The organism is Martelella sp. K41-7, assembly GCF_055808365.1.
This window is the reverse complement of the sequence record NZ_CM147867.1, coordinates 1,724,691-1,739,872: the sequence shown is the minus strand read 5'-3', so window position 1 is coordinate 1,739,872 and position 15,182 is coordinate 1,724,691. Positions and strand designations below refer to the sequence as shown.

General features: G+C 57.4%; 10 protein-coding genes and 6 pseudogenes. 8 read left to right on the top strand and 8 right to left on the bottom strand.

Features of this window, described 5'->3' with window-relative positions; genetic code table 11:
* Nucleotides 1-72: 72 nt before the first annotated feature.
* Nucleotides 73-1,545, bottom strand: coding sequence for an alpha-galactosidase (melA, locus tag AC0L7L_RS08250; RefSeq protein WP_473513312.1), 1,473 nt, complete (start codon nt 1,543-1,545; stop codon nt 73-75).
* Nucleotides 1,546-1,739: 194 nt separating this feature from the next.
* Here melA and AC0L7L_RS08245 point away from each other — a divergent pair.
* A pseudogene (locus AC0L7L_RS08245) lies at nt 1,740-2,707 on the top strand (AraC family ligand binding domain-containing protein).
* A 33-nt stretch (nt 2,708-2,740) separates the two neighbouring features.
* Here the strand turns inward: AC0L7L_RS08245 and AC0L7L_RS08240 are convergent.
* Together AC0L7L_RS08240 and AC0L7L_RS08235 are read right to left on the bottom strand one after the other, a co-directional pair.
* Nucleotides 2,741-4,156 carry a carotenoid oxygenase family protein gene (locus AC0L7L_RS08240; protein ID WP_473513310.1) on the bottom strand — a complete coding sequence of 472 codons (1,416 nt, stop codon included), beginning with the start codon at nt 4,154-4,156 and terminating at the stop codon, nt 2,741-2,743.
* Nucleotides 4,157-4,383: 227 nt separating this feature from the next.
* Nucleotides 4,384-5,049, bottom strand: a complete 666-nt coding sequence (locus tag AC0L7L_RS08235; protein ID WP_473513308.1) for a nucleoside/nucleotide kinase family protein — start codon at nt 5,047-5,049, stop codon at nt 4,384-4,386.
* A 554-nt stretch (nt 5,050-5,603) separates the two neighbouring features.
* Between AC0L7L_RS08235 and AC0L7L_RS08230 the strand changes: the two genes are divergently transcribed.
* The 3 genes from AC0L7L_RS08230 (at nt 5,604) to cobU (ending at nt 8,154) form a co-directional block, all read left to right on the top strand.
* On the top strand, nt 5,604-5,819 hold the full coding sequence (locus AC0L7L_RS08230; RefSeq protein WP_473513306.1) for a hypothetical protein: 216 nt from the start codon (nt 5,604-5,606) through the stop codon (nt 5,817-5,819).
* Between the two features lie 510 nt (nt 5,820-6,329).
* Nucleotides 6,330-7,334 (top strand): glycine betaine ABC transporter substrate-binding protein, encoded by a 1,005-nt coding sequence (locus AC0L7L_RS08225; protein ID WP_473513304.1) that lies wholly within the window; start codon nt 6,330-6,332, stop codon nt 7,332-7,334.
* Between the two features lie 292 nt (nt 7,335-7,626).
* Complete coding sequence (cobU, locus tag AC0L7L_RS08220; RefSeq protein WP_272211337.1) at nt 7,627-8,154, top strand: bifunctional adenosylcobinamide kinase/adenosylcobinamide-phosphate guanylyltransferase; 528 nt, start codon at nt 7,627-7,629, stop codon at nt 8,152-8,154.
* On the opposite strand, the gene AC0L7L_RS08215 is transcribed toward cobU, so the two are convergent.
* Nucleotides 8,144-8,968 (bottom strand): TSUP family transporter, encoded by an 825-nt coding sequence (locus AC0L7L_RS08215; protein ID WP_473513828.1) that lies wholly within the window; start codon nt 8,966-8,968, stop codon nt 8,144-8,146. The genes cobU and AC0L7L_RS08215 overlap by 11 nt on opposite strands.
* A 100-nt stretch (nt 8,969-9,068) precedes the next feature.
* Here AC0L7L_RS08215 and AC0L7L_RS08210 point away from each other — a divergent pair, with 100 nt between their 5' ends.
* Both AC0L7L_RS08210 and AC0L7L_RS08205 read left to right on the top strand, forming a co-directional pair.
* Nucleotides 9,069-10,019 (top strand): nucleoside hydrolase, encoded by a 951-nt coding sequence (locus AC0L7L_RS08210; protein ID WP_272211335.1) that lies wholly within the window; start codon nt 9,069-9,071, stop codon nt 10,017-10,019.
* Between the two features lie 140 nt (nt 10,020-10,159).
* Nucleotides 10,160-10,588 carry a L,D-transpeptidase gene (locus tag AC0L7L_RS08205; RefSeq protein WP_272211334.1) on the top strand — a complete coding sequence of 143 codons (429 nt, stop codon included), beginning with the start codon at nt 10,160-10,162 and terminating at the stop codon, nt 10,586-10,588.
* Here the strand turns inward: AC0L7L_RS08205 and AC0L7L_RS08200 are convergent.
* Nucleotides 10,585-10,954: pseudogene (locus AC0L7L_RS08200) on the bottom strand (integrase core domain-containing protein); the annotation flags it as partial. The gene AC0L7L_RS08205 and the pseudogene AC0L7L_RS08200 sit on opposite strands and share 4 nt — an antisense overlap.
* A 125-nt stretch (nt 10,955-11,079) precedes the next feature.
* Between AC0L7L_RS08200 and AC0L7L_RS08195 the strand changes: the two are divergent.
* A pseudogene (locus tag AC0L7L_RS08195) lies at nt 11,080-11,442 on the top strand (IS110 family transposase); the annotation flags it as partial.
* A gap of 27 nt (nt 11,443-11,469) precedes the next feature.
* Here AC0L7L_RS08195 and AC0L7L_RS08190 read toward each other — a convergent pair.
* Nucleotides 11,470-12,693, bottom strand: coding sequence for an IS256 family transposase (locus tag AC0L7L_RS08190; protein WP_473513301.1), 1,224 nt, complete (start codon nt 12,691-12,693; stop codon nt 11,470-11,472).
* Between the two features lie 58 nt (nt 12,694-12,751).
* Between AC0L7L_RS08190 and AC0L7L_RS08185 the strand changes: the two are divergent.
* Nucleotides 12,752-13,674 (top strand): annotated as a pseudogene (locus AC0L7L_RS08185) (transposase); the annotation flags it as partial.
* A gap of 212 nt (nt 13,675-13,886) precedes the next feature.
* On the opposite strand, the pseudogene AC0L7L_RS08180 reads toward AC0L7L_RS08185, so the two are convergent.
* Nucleotides 13,887-14,454: pseudogene (locus tag AC0L7L_RS08180) on the bottom strand (transposase family protein); the annotation flags it as partial.
* Nucleotides 14,455-15,140: pseudogene (locus AC0L7L_RS08175) on the bottom strand (IS5 family transposase).
* Between the last annotated feature and the right edge of the window lie 42 nt (nt 15,141-15,182).

Sequence of the window (15,182 nt, the reverse complement as noted above, 5' to 3'; positions counted from 1 at the left end):
CTCCTACCCACAAGCCACCGGAACACGATAGCCCGGTCCGACGCGAAGCCGAACCGGTATGCTGAGATCAATTCAGGCGTTGGCCGCTGCGCGCTCGGCCTCCTTTTCCTCACGCATTTCGTCGACCGAGCGGATCTGACGCCGTGCGGCACCATCCCAATCGCGCGTCTTGACGGTTGCCTTGGCAAGTCGCGCCTTCGCGTCTTCTATTGCATGAGCATATTGCGGCAGCCATTCGGCCTGAGCGACGACCATCTCGTCCACCATCTGCCAGACCTCCTCCGGTGTGCAGACGGCGCCGACCAGCGGGTCGTGCAGGACTGCGAGCTTGAGCAGATCGAGGTCGCCTGTCACAGCCGCATGGACTGACATACGCTGCACGTTCACAGACGCCATACACGTCGCAGCGCAGGCTTCTGGCAGGGTAATGCCCGCCGCCATGTTGAGGCCGAAGCGATCCACAAATCCGGGTGATTCAATGATGCAGTCATCCGGCAGATTGGTGATTACGCCATTGTTCTTGCGGTTAAAGTGGCCGCGATAGATCCGTCCCGTCTCCAACCCTTCAAGAATATAGCTGGCATGCTCACTGGAGCGCTTCTTCGGATCGATCGGTTGGGCTGCATCCTCAAGAAACCCGTCATACTCCGTTTCAAACCAGTTACGATTTTCGGCTGTAAAGCGAAGATACCCACCGGTCTCACCATGGATCCATTCCGACATGTCGATCCAGCGGGTGATTTCTTCCGGGCGTTTGCGGTACCAGGGCAGATATTCGGAGAGGTGACCGTTGCTTTCGGTCGAATAGACGCCGAAGCGTTTCAGCACATCAATGCGAACCTTCTCCTGCTTTGAAAAGACCGGATGCGCTTCAAAGGCAGCGATCAGTTCGTCTTTTTCAATCTTCCGGCCATTGATACGCAGATCGGTGAACCATGTCTGGTGATTGATGCCGGTGCAGACATAATCGAGCTCGCCTGGCTCGGCGCCGAGAACCTCCGTGATCTGCTCGGCACCGTGCTGAACACCGTGGCACAGACCGATCGTATCGACCTTGCCATACTCAGTGGCCGCCCATGTGTTCATCGCCATCGGGTTGGCATAATTGAGGAAGCGGGCGCCCGGCTCGGCAACCTCGCGGATATCCTTGCAGAAATCCAGGATGACCGGAATGTTGCGCTGACCATAGAGAATTCCGCCGGCGCAGATGGTGTCACCGACGCACTGGTCGACGCCGTATTTCAGCGGTATGCGGATATCCTCCGCATAGGCCTCAAGTCCGCCGACACGCACGCAGGAAATCACATATCGTGCGCCTTCGATTGCCTTGCGGCGATCAGTGGTTGCGGTGATGGTTGTCGGCAGATTGTTTGCCGCGACGATTTTTTCCAGGATGGTCTTGACCATCGTCAGATTTTTTTCGCTGACATCGGTCAAAGCAACTTCGATATCGGCAAACTCGGGAACGCACAGGATATCCTTGAAAAGCGTTTTGGTGAATCCGACGCTGCCAGCGCCGATAATGGCTATTTTGAACGCGCTCATAGCCGCCTCCCTGAAACAAGAACCAACAAACAGGGTAAAATCCAATGCAACAGGCAGGACTAGCTGAACCACCGCAAACCGACGGAGAGCGTCGATCCTGACAGATGTTCTTTGCCTGTAGCGCTTGTGTTTCAAACTCCCGATACGCATTATGCAGCAGTCCTGAGGACATCACAGAGAGGGATTGTGCTTTCATGGGTAATTTTGTGCTGCAGGAATTACGAAAAAGAGCACCGATCGGGCGGTTGATTTCACTGCCACGTGGCCATCAGGATCTGCATGCGATGCCAGTCAGCGCCGGCTATGAAATTCGCACCCGACCGGATTATCAGTGGGACGGCCGGCGGCGGGGCCAAAGCCCGTTTTCTGTGATCCAGTACACGATCGCAGGCGCGGGAAATCTGCGTTTTGAAAACCAGACGCTTCGGATCAGGCCGGGGAAACCATGCTCACCCTCATTCCGCACAATCACCGTTACTGGCTGGAAGAGGGGGGCAACTGGGAATTTTTCTGGATTTCACTCAATGGCGAGGAAGCGATGCGCATTCAAAAGGCCGTGCTGGCAACAGCCGGCCCGGTGCTGAAGCTTAAGGAGAAGACCGTCGACCAGCTCGCCGATTGCCTCGGTCGGCTGCTTTCATCGGAAACCGACACGCCGGCGCGGGCCTCGGCCGTTGCCTACGAAGTCACCATGCTGCTTTATGATGACGTCTTTGGCGCCCACACCATCCCGCCGGTGGAGAGTCGGGCGATGCAGCGCGTTACCCATCATATAGACGCCAATCTGGCAAAGCCGTTGCCGGTGGACAGGCTGGCGGAAGTCTCGGGTTTCAGCCGCTCGCATTTTTCGCGGTTGTTTGCGCAATCGGAAGGCATGCCGCCAGCCGAATATGTGCTTCTGCGCCGGCTTAAACAGGCGACACGGCTTCTGGCCAGCGGCGACCATACCGTCAAGGAAGTGGCAGGTATGGCTGGATTTACCGACCCGAATTATTTCGCGAAAGTGTTCCGCCGTTATTTCCGGGTCACCCCAACCGAATTCAGGAAAATCGGTCTCGCCGCCAGCATCATGACGATGAATACGGAAACGGCTGAAGCGCCTGTGCCGGCGCTGCAGAAAGAGCCGGTCACCTATCCGGAGGTTGATACGACGAAGGCTTGAGGCCTTGGACTTTTTGGTACGGCCTTGTCCGGATCACGCGGGCACCCAGGTTCCGTGAAGCCCCTGCGGAACACGTTGCGGCAGCCGGATGCGAACCACAGGTTCCTCGGAAACGTGTGCGGCATCGAGCAGCACAAACTCGCTTGTCTCGGTTTCCGGTTTGAAGAGATATGTGGCCAACCAACCCTCGCTTTCGTCATCGCCATGCGGAATGAAGACGGCTTCGCCGGCGATCTTATTGCCGAAGTCATGGGTCGCGATATCACCTGTCTCAGTATCGATCCTGAGGAGGCAGTTGAATGTTGCAGATGCACCGTTTCCCCCGGTCAGCGTTTCGGTCAGAGTCGGCGCATAGACATAGCGGGTCGAGAGCGCGGTCCGGCGCTCATCGATGCGGGGAAACTCGGCCACCTTGTCAAACCATGCGTGCTGGTGCGTCCGTCCCGTTGTGGTGTCAAGGACCAGCCGCTGTAGTTTCGGGGGCTCGCTATTGGGTTTGCCGTAGCCGAAATAGAGCTTCTGGTGTTTCACATAATCGATGACGATGTCGCTGCCGCGTTCGAAGCCATTGGCGAAGTGAAACACGAAAAAAGGCTCTGCCTCAAACCATCGTACATTGCCGCCATCAAGCGGTATCACTGCGATGCGGGTGCCAAGATCCTCCCGCCATTGAAGCAATGCTCCCCCGTTCATCATTGCGTTCATGTCGAAGACCGCCGGTCCGATCAGCAGAACCAGGTACCGCTCGGTGAGTACAAAGTCATGGATCATGCTCGACGCGGCGAGCGTGACATTGAAGCTATGCCGGAGGCGGCCGTCGCGACCGATATGGTGAACGGTCACGATGGGGGAAGCGATGTCGTAATTGAGGGCGAACATGTCTCCGGTAACCGGATGGACGCGATTATGCGCACCGAGAATTATCGGAGTGTCCGTACCGGCGGTCCATGGCCCGCGTGTCTCAAACCCCGGTCCGATCTCCCATGCCGGCTCGCACTCGCCGAGCGCCAGCAGGTGGTCGCCATGCTGCATCACCCCAATGAAGGCGGAGGCCTTGAACGGGTTTTCAGGGTCGTCATCGGCGCCGAGTAAGCCGGGATCGACCGGCTGCGGCGTCATCAGCCCGCCATAGACGGCGTGACCTGCCATATCCTCGATCTCGAAGGAACGTGTGCGGACATATCTGTTACAGTAACTTGCCTTGCCGCCTTCAAAGCGGATCGCGTGGAGCATGCCATCGCCCTCGAGCGGGTAGTTATAAGAACTTGGCTCGTAACGCGGATTTGGCCCGTTGCGGATGTAGGTACCGGCAAGTGTTTTCGGAATATGGCCCTCGACGACTTCTAACGGACCGCCATCAATCTCGTTCCCGACCGGCCTGAAATTGCCTGTCAGGTGCGGGTTGTCCGAATGCCAGGTGATGGTTTCTGTAATGCGATCATGGGTCATGCGCTGTTCCTCTGCCATCAGGCAAACCAAGGTCTGAACCGTTCCGGTCTGGCCACATGTGAAGCTGAAGGGCGATGTGTACCTCTTCCGGCCCGCACTTCGCGGCGACGTCCAAGCCAGAACATGAAGCCGACCGGTGTGCCCGCTATGTCGTAACAAATTCGAGTTCTTTGCCAGCGTGACTGAGAAATATCTCACATCCGACAGAATCTGTCTCCCATGATTTGTCAGATAGTGTTGAGGCGGAAATCGGCAGGCTGACTGTTCGAGATCACTAGGCGCATATTTGGCAGGTCATTTTCCTCCAATTTGTGGACCCGTTGTTCAGGCGTGTAATGCGCCCATCGCGCCGACAGCCTCTCTCGAAGCACGTTTTCGGGGACGTCGATGAAAACGGTCTGGTCGAACATCGCCGCAACCGGCTTCCAGCGCGGTTCATCGAGAATCAGGTAGTTGCCCTCGGCGATGATCAGGCGTGCCTCAGGGCCTATGATGCGAGCACCGGCCCTGGCTATTTCAATGGACCGGTCAAACACCGGAACAGCGACCTCTTCACCATCATCGGCCCGGATGCGTTTCAGAACCGAGAGCAGACCACCAGTGTCAAATGTATGTGGCGCGCCCTTGCGTGGCAGGGTGCCGCGCGCTTGCAGCACCATGTCATCGTAATGAAAACCGTCCATCGGCAGAATCTGGGTTTTCCCCGGCAGTAGCTCGTTCAGCCTGGAAAAAAGCAGGTCGGCAACATGGCTCTTGCCCGCCCCCGGAGGGCCGGCGAGGGCCACGAGCTGGCGGTTGCTCGCAGAGGCGAGGGGGCGCAGATGAACTACGAGTTCATCCACTTCAACTGTTTTGCTCATAAGCATTCTCCCGATTAAAACGGCATCCGTCACGAATTATGGTTATCGGTTTTCCGACGCGAGGCGGTCAATGAAGGGCAGGGCCGGCACCATGGCGGTATCTCGCACTCGTGGTTGAGCGAGCGATCACAAAGGCCGATCCGCACTGTTTTTTCAAAAGCACAATATGGCCCAACTGCGCCGATGTGTCTGCTATAAAGTCCGCTCAATAGCGCGCCAAGGTTGCAGAATTGTGGATATACTATCGTACCTTCATGAGGTCTATTTGGTTTCAAAGCTTGAACGTATCGACAATGACATTGTTTAATGATAATTTCAGGCTCATAAACAAAAAAATCGCAATACTGGGTCTGGTTGTGGATAATTACGTTGTACAACTTACGCGGTACTTGCGGTCAGCTGGAGCAGGTCAATAGATACCTGAATCCGTGCTTTTTTCTAAAATTATCAGGCGGGTTACATTGCAACGCAGTCGAAACCGATTGGTTGCGGCAGTCATCTATTTGGCTCCGCGCCCTTCCGATAAAATTGGGATATAACAATGATGTATATTCGTTCTTGTGCGGGTCTGCCGAGGGAGACGACACATGTCAGCTAGTCTCATCAATCTAGGTCAGGACGAGCCCGTCAGCCTGATTTCCGAAAATCCGGACTATTTGTTTGAACTGATCGAGGCTGCGATGTCCCTTGCCACGCGGCTGGGCTACAGCGACGCAGCTGTCATGCTTTATGGCGCATGTGAAAGCATTCAGGCAGAAAACAGTCGCATGAAGAAGCCTCGCTCCAAGGCTCGAATGTCTTAGTTGAGGGGTTTGCTTAGCCGGACGGGAGCGGCTCCCAGCCTGGCCCATAGGGCCAGGTTCCGGCGGCACCTCAATTCAGCGTGTTGACGGTCCATTGAGCGGGCCGGCATGGTCTGCTCTGGTTTCACGAACGCTGAAAATCGCCAAAATAACGCTGGCGGAGGCTGCATACGCAGTACCTTGAAACGGCACCCGTACCACGCAAATACTCAAAATGTCCGGGCTTTCATTGCCGCGCAGCCATCCGCTTTGTTTTTCTAGCGCCAGAACCTTACCGCTTGGTTAGCATCCGCGAATAATGTCGATTTGGCACCGCTTTTCTGGAGGGGGCGTCGCCCTACGCGTTGATGGTTTCGCCGGCGCGGAACGATTGAACAGCTTCAAATCGCAGCGGAAACGCTCTAGTCTGGCCTTGAGAGGGAGCTCGCAGCCTCAAACACACCACAATGTATGTGTGTAAGTGCTCACGAGGGCCGGAACGGAATTCGCAGAGAGGGCATAAACAAAGTCATGAAAGCGCATGCTGCAACAGCGATTGTCTTTTCGAGTGCCTTGGCGCTTACGGCCGACTTTGCCCGGGCCGGGGAGGACTGCGGTGATGTTTCGATCGCCGAGCTGAACTGGGCTTCAGCGGGCCTTGCTGCTTGGGTAGACCGGTTGATTCTGGAAACCGGATTTGGTTGCGCGGTGAGCCTGATCGAGGGCGACAACGAAAGCACAGTGGAAACCATAATCGAATCCGGGCAGCCGGATGTTATCCCCGAGTTCTGGTTCGAAAGCGCCACACCGGCTTTTGATGAGGCGGTCGCCGACAAGCGCGTGGCTTTCGCCGCGCCGCTGCTCAGCGAGGGCGGTGTTCAGGGCTGGTGGATCCCGAAATTCCTGGCAGACGCGCATCCTTCCATCGTAACGGTCCAGGAGGCGCTGAAACACCCGGAATTGTTCGCGCCCGAAGAGGCTGGCGGGGTCCCCGCAGTCTTCAACTGTCCGGAAGGTTGGGCCTGTCGGGTCTCGACCGAAAACCTGTTTCGCGCTCTCGACGGTTCGGCGAACGGCTTTGAGCTGGTTGAAGCCGCATCCGGCGAAGCGCTCGATGCTTCCATAGCGCGGGCCTTCGAGGAGACGCAGGGCTGGCTCGGTTACTATTGGGCGCCGACCGCATTGCTTGGCGAATATGACATGGTGAAGCTGAGTTTCGGTGTCGAATTCAGCAAGCAGGAATGGGATCGCTGCACCATTATTCCCGAATGTGCTGATCCGAAGCTGAATGCTTATCCCGTTTCAGCTGTCTACACCCTGGTGTCGGGAGCCTTCGTCGAAAGCTATCCTGAGCTGATGACCTATTTCAACAACCGGTCCTGGGGCAACGGGACGGTGAGTGAAGTTCTGGCCTGGATGAGCACGAACAATGCCGGCAACGAGGCTGGTGCGCGCCATTTTCTGGAAAACTATCCCGATGTCTGGAAAGCCTGGCTCTCAGAGGATGTCGCGGTCAGGGTTGAGCAGGCCATCTGAGCAGCGGATGCGCGCACCCCAATCATTGCGGAACTCCCGGCGGGACGCTATAATGCCGGTGCGCCGGAATAGCGGTTGGCACAGATTCGGGGATGGTCTCTGGACACTGGCCCCTGAAGTGATCAGCAGCGCGGACGCCTCTTTTTCTACGAATCGTCCGCTTTCATTTCAAAACGGCTTTCCGGCGCGCGGTATCCCGTTTGTTTCCACCATAAGAAACGCCCACGGCTTTGGATCGCCGCTATCAGATATTTGTCTGCAGAAAAGATCGAGGCAGAATGTGCGACCTCAGGTGCCCGCGAATCCCGTTTACCTGATATTGGGCGGCGCGCGTTCGGGAAAATCAGGTCACGCCGAAATGCTAGCCAGAGCTGAAGGCAACGACCTCCATTACGTGGCGACGGCGCAGGCGCTTGACCCTGAAATGGAAACCCGGATTGCGCATCATCGCGCCGCGCGGGGCCCCGATTGGCAGACCCATGAAGCCCCGATCGCGCTGGTCGAGTGTCTCGGGCAGCTCTCATCGCGCCCACGTCCTGTCGTTGTTGTCGACTGCCTGACGCTGTGGGTCACCAATCTCCTTCTCGCAGATCACGATATCGAAGCTGCGGGCGCACAGCTGGCCGATTTCACGGCCAAATGCCGCTTCCCGCTGTTTGTCGTTGCCAATGAGGTCGGTCTCGGCATTGTGCCCGACAATGCGCTGGCCCGCCGGTTTCGCGATGAGGCCGGACGATTGAACCAGCAGCTTGCCGCAGCCGCCAGTTCGGTGATTTTTATGACTGCGGGCTTACCAATTCAGGTGAAGTCTACATCATAATTAATTGATATAGCGGGTTTTTCTCATCGAAGAATACCTTCGCCGCCATGGCGAGGCTTGAGATCGCAAGTAGCGGTCGAATGATCTTCGCGCCGCGCCGCATGGCAAGCCTGGAACCGGTCTGTGCGCCGATAAACTGGCCGACGCCCATGATCAGACCGATTTTCCAGAGTATCGCTCCACCTGCCACAAAGACCACGAAGGCTCCGAGATTGGAGGACAGGTTCAACAGCTTTGTCCGGGCCGTCGCTTTCAGCATGCCCAGCCCGCCAAGCGTGACAAAGGCGATCATGAAGAAGGAACCGGTTCCGGGGCCAAACAACCCGTCATAAAATCCGATTGCCGGAACAATGACAGCCGTGAAGAACGGGACGGAAAGACGCTGGAGGCGGTCGGTGTCGTCAAGTCCACTGCGCAGCGCGAAGTAAAGGCCGATACCAACCAGCAGGACGGGCAGGGCGGCGAGCAGGATATCGCCGGAAATGATCGTTGCGAGAACTGCGCCCGCAGCGCCGCCGGCAAAGGCAAGGAGCGCCATAGGCCACTGGGTCCGCGGGGCCACCCGGCCGCCGCGCGCATAGGATATCGTCGCCGAAGCGGCGCCGAATATCCCCTGCAGCTTGTTGGTGCCAAGCGTCTGCAATGGCGGGATGCCGGCGATCAGCATGACAGGAATGGTGATAAGCCCAGCGCCACCGGCGATTGAGTCGACAAAACCGGCGACAAAGGCCGCCGCGAACAGAATCAGCAGCAGATCAGGACTGGCTTCGAACACGGCCGATCGAACTCCGGCAAAGTCATGGAAGCAGCGCATGGCGCCGCGCGGCGTTTTCTTTTTCGCCCGGATCGTGTAGGCCGTTTCACGGGCCGCGCACATGCCGGTTAACGTTTTTCACAAAGCAGGATTCGTTTTCATGCACAAGGTTATTTTCGACACGGACCCGGGTATCGATGATGCCATGGCGCTGCTCTTTCTCGAGCGTCACCCCGATATCGATCTTCTGGGCATCACGTCGGTCTTCGGTAACGCCTCTGCCGACACGACCACCCGCAATGCGCTGTTTCTGAAGCGGGAGTTCGGTATTTCTGCCCCTGTCGCGCGCGGTGCGGATGTGACCTATGACCCGGCGCGGCCGATGGCCCCGTGGCCCGTCGTTGTGCATGGCGTGAATGGCCTCGGCGACATCGAAGTGCCGGAGACCGTTGACGATGTACCGCTCGATCCGCGGCCGGCCTGGCAGTTCATCATCGACACCGTGCGCGCCAATCCGGGCGAGGTCGAAATCGTGGCCGTGGGGCGCATGACCAATCTGGCCGTGGCGCTTGCGCGTGATCCGGAAATTGCCGGACTTGTGAAGCAGGTTGTTGTCATGGGCGGCGCGTTTGAGCGCAACGGCAATGTAACGCCGGCGGCCGAGGCCAATATTCACGGCGATCCGGAAGCTGCCGACGCCATTTTCACCGCGCCCTGGAAGGTCGTCATCGTCGGTCTCGACGTTACGATCCAGACCGTTATGACGCGGACGACGATGAAGGACCTTGCGTTGCGTGGCGGACCGGCTGTGGAGCTGCTGGCCAGGATTTCCGATCCCTACATCGATTTCTACAGTCAGCAGGTGGATGACGGCATGGTCGTTCACGACAGCTGCGCCTGCGTCTATGTAGTGGCGCCGGAGCTTTTCGGCCTGCGCGCGGGAACAGTACGGGTTGTCTGCGGCGGTATCGCCGACGGACAGACCATCCAGAAGCCCTCCGGCCAGTTTTTCCCGCCGAGCCCGTTCGATGACAAGCCCGAACAACAGGTTGCGATGTCAATCAAGGCTGAAGACGTCGTGGATCTGGTGGCGGCAACACTAGCGCCGTGAGCAGAACGGCGGCACTATCCGCCGTGAGTTGTTTACCTTATTGTTAATGATGCATTGATTGAGACCTTCGTTGCTCATAACCTCGACTTCAGGGGTTATGTGTATTCGGGGGTCTCATGCGTATTTTGATTTTTGTATTTATGGTTTTGCTGGCCAACGCATCTGTCGCCAACGCGGCACGCAAGTCCGGAGATGCCATTTTCGATTCGGGCAAGGTCGTCGCTGCGGTCAGCCTCAGAAGCCAGACGATGAAGGTTATCGTCGGCGGTCATGAGCGCTATGAGTGGCCGGTTTCGACAGGCGCCGGCGGCTATTCCACGCCTGAGGGCATATACGGTGCGGAGTGGCTTTCCAGAAACCACCGCTCGCGCAAGTACAATAATGCGCCGATGCCTTATGCTATCTTCTTTCATCACGGTTACGCCGTTCATGGCACCGATCAGCTCTCGCGGCTGGGGGCGCCCGCCTCGCATGGCTGCATCCGCCTGCATCCAGAAAACGCCGCGCTGCTGTTCGGGCTTGCGGAGGCGATGGGGCTCGAAAACGTCACCGTGGTTGTCGGCGACTAGACATTTAGTCCCGGCATTTGATGGATCGGATTAAGTTTGAACCGTTTGGGTTCAGAAGTCCAGATTTTGCAGATGTATTCGTATGGCGTTAGCTCACGCAGCGATTTTCAATCGGCGCCCGAAATTGTAGGCGTTGATGAAGTCCTGGAGATGGGCTTCGAACTGGGCATGATCATCATAGTGGAAGCGTTTTACCGTTGCCTCCTTGATGGTGCGGTTCATGCGCTCAACCTGACCGTTCGTCCAGGGATGTTTTACCTTGGTCAAGCGATGCTCGATGCCGTTTTCTTGGCAGACCCGCGTAAAGATGTGACCGAAATCGTGAATGTCGCGGGTGCGGTTGGTGAACTGAATACCATAGCACGTTGGGAAGAAGTGCTGTCGATAGGTTATGACCACCCGCGGAGCCCCAAATAGCGTAGTGGGTGGCCATAACCGGTCCCAGGTCTCAACAGTGGTTTTGCTGAACCACACCGCTGAGGAGACAGGCTATGACCATTCACCATACTACCCCCGCGACCTTGCTGGTCGCCATCGACATTTCCAAGAAACGCCACGAGGTTCTGATCGGAATTCCGGGCAAGAAGCGCCGCCGGCGCATGACGGTCACCAATACGCTCGAGGACTTCAGAAGACTGTCTGCGGCCCTAGCCAGCTACGATCTCCCGGTGCGGATCGGGTTCGAGGCGACCGGTAACTATCACCGGCCACTGGCGCACCATCTCGGCCAGTATGGGTTTGAGCTGAAGCTCGTCTCTTCTGTCGGCCTCGCCTGGACGCGGGAGGCCCTGCACAACAGCTGGGACAAGAATGACCCGAAGGATGCTCAGGTTATCCTGCACATGCTGAGACTGTCTAAAATTTTGTGCCCTGGCGTTGTTTCAGGACATAGGGAAACGTTCTTCGAACATGATTGCGAGCTGGCTTTTGACGGCGTGCCATTCTCGCACTGAACGCTTCCACTCGGTTGAGGTAGCATTGAGGGTCAGATAGATCAACTTGGCCGCAGCCTCATCGCTCGGGAAGTGTCCGCGCGTTCTGACGGCGCGCCGGATTTTCGAGTTGAGCGCCTCAATGGAATTCGTGGTGTAGATCAGCCGGCGGACCTCGGGCGGATAGTCGAGAAACGGGGTGACCTCGTTCCAGGCCCTTCGCCAACTCGGCACGATCGCCGGATAGCGCTTGGCGAGATCGCTGTCCTCGAACGTCGCCAAGGCTTCTTCCGCCGCCTCGACATTCACGGCGGTGTAAATCGACTTGAGCGCCTTGGCGACGGCCTTGCGGTCCTTGTAGCTTGCGAAGTTCATGGAATGGCGCAGGAGATGGACGATGCAGGTTTGAACCTGTGTCCTCGGGAAGGCGGCCTCGATGGCCTGCGGAAAGCCCTTGAGACCGTCGACGACGGCGATCAGGATGTCCTGGACACCGCGATTGCGCAGGTCGCCCAGCACGCTGGCCCAGAATTTGGCGCCTTCATTGGCCTGGAACCACAGGCCCAGCACGTCGCGCGTGCCGTCCGGAAGGATCGCCAGCGCCACGAACACCGCCTTGTTGGAGACCGCGCCGTCGCTGCGGATATTGACCCGGATCGCGTCCATGAAGACGATCGGATAGCAGGGCTCCAGAGGCCGGTTCTGCCATGCCGTGACCTCATCCATCACGCTATCGGTGATGGCGGAAATCAGGCCGGGGGACGCCTCCACGCCGTAGATTTCCTCGATATGCCCCTGGATCTCCCGGGTCGTCATGCCCCGGGCATACATCGAGATGATCTTGCGGTCGAAATCGGGAAAGCGGCGCTGGTATTTGGCGATCAGCACCGGATCGAAGGTGCCGTTGCGGTCGCGTGGGATGTCGAGGACCACCTTGCCGCTGTCGGTGGTCACCGTCTTGCTGCTGCTGCCATTGCGGCGGTTTGCCGGCTCGTTATGGCCTTCGGGCACAGCCTCAGCCCGCTCTTCGTCGAGATGGACGTCAATCTCGGTGCTCAGGGCACGTTCGGCCAGTGCTTTCGTCAGTTCGGACAGAATACCATCCTTGCCGAAAAGGTCACCGGGCGAGCGCCCTTGCATCAGGCGGTCCAGGAGTTCTTTGTCGATGCTCATACGTGGGTCTCCTCAAAGAGCAGTTACCACGCCAGAGCACAAAAATCAGGACAGTCCCCACATGCTCGAGATCGGAGCAGTGCAGTTTTTCCATGATCCCCTGGTCGTCGGGACAGCGGACATTCAGGAGCTCTCGAAGACCCACGAGATCGTCTCACGCTCGAAGACCGAGCTTTGGCACCGCATCCTGACGCATTACCTGCCACTCTACTTCCCCGAGGCTGAGCGGTTTCATCGAAGCTCTCGGACCGACTGGCTCCTGGCATTCATCGAGAAGTATCCAACACCGACGATGATTACGACCATGAACCAGGAAGCCTTCATCGCAGACACCTGGCAGGTGGTTGGCAAGAAGGTCTCCAAAGAGCGCCTGCTTTCAGACATTTACGCCACGGCCGAAATCTCTGTTGGATTGCCCGTACATGCGGGCTCCGACGCCGTGCGCATGTTCCGCCTTGTCCTTGCCGAGGGCAGAAGCCTTGTCCGCCAACGCAACGAGATCGAGGCCAGGGCAGTCGAGCTGCCGGACTATCAGTTGCTGACAACCATTCCCGGAATCGGTCCGATCAACGCCATGACCATTCTGGCCGAGGCAGGTGACCTGCGCCGGTTCCGACATCACCGGCAATTCCTGAAGTTCTGCGGCATGGACCTCGCCACTGTGCAGTCTGGCATGTTCCGCGGTCAAAGCCGGATATCGAAGTACGGCAACGCCCGCCTGCGTCGTACGCTCTGGATGGCCGGCCAGACTGCCGTTCTCAAGCGGACCAACAGCTTTCGTGACAAGTTCGAACGCTACATCTCGAAAGATCGACACAACGCTCATCTGCGTCGCAAGGCTTACACCGCGATCGCGGCAAAGATGGCGCGCACCGTACACGCCGTAGTTAAACACGGCGAACCCTATCGCCCCTTCTTCGAGGGGGTGAGCCCAGGCGGAAGGACCTCTTTCTGACACGAGCCGTGGAGGCAGGCATCTGACCTCGTAGATAATGTTCGGGCCTTCTGCTTGGGAATTGGGATCTCGTATTAAGGACGGTGAGGGCCGCCATCGCGCGTACCCTGTGTTTGGCTCATGGAAGAGATCATTTCTTGACGGCAGAGCCCGTCTGGGCAATCTTAACAAGGCACCCGGGACACCGGATGCCCTATGACCTGCTGACCTAAGCAGCCAGATTTTCTCGACATAGGACGTTGTCTGTCAGTACAGTATGGATTGCATAGGGAACCGCTTTGACCAGATTGCGCAGGAACTGGGCAGCCGCCACCTTACCTGCCTTCCCGTACAATTCGGCATAGGTAAACTTGGACGTCCTGTCGATGGCGACGAAGAGGTAGCGTTTGCCCTCGGCGGTGTGAACTTCGGCAATATCAATGTGAAAATAGCCGATGGGATAGGCTTTGAATTTCTTCTTGACCGGCTTGTCGCCCTTTACCTCTGGCAGTCTGGAAATGCCATGCCGTTGCAGGCAGTGATGAGCGCGTGAGGTGTCGAATGGTTGGCTGCAGCGCATAAAGGTAATCATCGAGTGGCAGCAGAGTATGCTTGCGGAAGGCAACGATCACTGCCTCTTCCTCAAGCGACAAGACCGTTGACTTCGGCTCTTTGGGACCGGTCGGTAGATCAGAAACGGAAGTTCGCTTCTTCCATTTCGCAACGGTCTTCTGATTGATCCCATACTGCTTCGAGAGCGTTCTCAGGCTCGCTTGACTATTTTGTATTGCCCGACGGACTGCCTCAGAGCCTGACTCAAAAAGAATTCATCTATAGCAATACCTTGCGAGCCGTTTTGTGATGATGCGGATGTGGGCGATCATAATCCATGCCTCGGCTGAGGCTATGGACTTTTCCCAATCCTTGGCCAGTCTGCGGCTTCTGCCAAGCCATGCAAAGGTCCGCTCCACGACCCATCGGCGGGGAAGAAGTTCAAAACCCTTGGCCTTGTCCGTTCGCTTTATGATTTCCAGCGTCCACTTGCCGACTTTCTTCAAGCGGCCTTTCAATTTGTCGCCCGCATAGCCGCCATCGGGAAAGACATGAAGAAGCCACGGCCAGCAATGCTTGATTGTCCGTAGAAGATCAGTCACGCCATCGCGATCCTGAATGTCAGCGCTATGGACCGTGAGGCCAACCATCAGGCCGATTGTGTCGACAACGATGTGGCGCTTGCGGCCCTTGATCTTTTTGCCCGCCACTCGTAGAAATAGCCCTGTACGGTCGAATAGGGTGGGAAGTCCTTCGGCAGCATTCGCCATTGGCAGCCGGTCGAAGGAATATAGAAGATCGCGTTGATGACGTCACGCAGGCAGATCTTGCGGGGCCTGCCGAGCCGTCGCCCTTTCGGCAGTAACGATGAAATCAAGTCCCATTCCCGATCCGTCACATCGCTTGCATAGCGGGCTGATTTGCGGACATATTGCCGCCGGGTGATTTCGGTCCAGGCCATCGTGCGCTCCATCGTTTCTTCGCAAATCCGATGGAATCACAT

What these genes read in the sequence shown, in the direction of transcription:
- melA (WP_473513312.1), bottom strand. Translation starts at nt 1,545, where the DNA reads ATGAGCGCGTTCAAAATAGCCATTATCGGCGCTGGCAGCGTCGGATTC.
- AC0L7L_RS08240 (WP_473513310.1), bottom strand. Translation starts at nt 4,156, where the DNA reads ATGACCCATGATCGCATTACAGAAACCATCACCTGGCATTCGGACAAC.
- AC0L7L_RS08230 (WP_473513306.1), top strand. Translation starts at nt 5,604, where the DNA reads ATGTCAGCTAGTCTCATCAATCTAGGTCAGGACGAGCCCGTCAGCCTG.
- AC0L7L_RS08225 (WP_473513304.1), top strand. Translation starts at nt 6,330, where the DNA reads ATGAAAGCGCATGCTGCAACAGCGATTGTCTTTTCGAGTGCCTTGGCG.
- AC0L7L_RS08215 (WP_473513828.1), bottom strand. Translation starts at nt 8,968, where the DNA reads ATGCGCTGCTTCCATGACTTTGCCGGAGTTCGATCGGCCGTGTTCGAA.
- AC0L7L_RS08210 (WP_272211335.1), top strand. Translation starts at nt 9,069, where the DNA reads ATGCACAAGGTTATTTTCGACACGGACCCGGGTATCGATGATGCCATG.
- AC0L7L_RS08205 (WP_272211334.1), top strand. Translation starts at nt 10,160, where the DNA reads ATGGTTTTGCTGGCCAACGCATCTGTCGCCAACGCGGCACGCAAGTCC.
- AC0L7L_RS08190 (WP_473513301.1), bottom strand. Translation starts at nt 12,693, where the DNA reads ATGAGCATCGACAAAGAACTCCTGGACCGCCTGATGCAAGGGCGCTCG.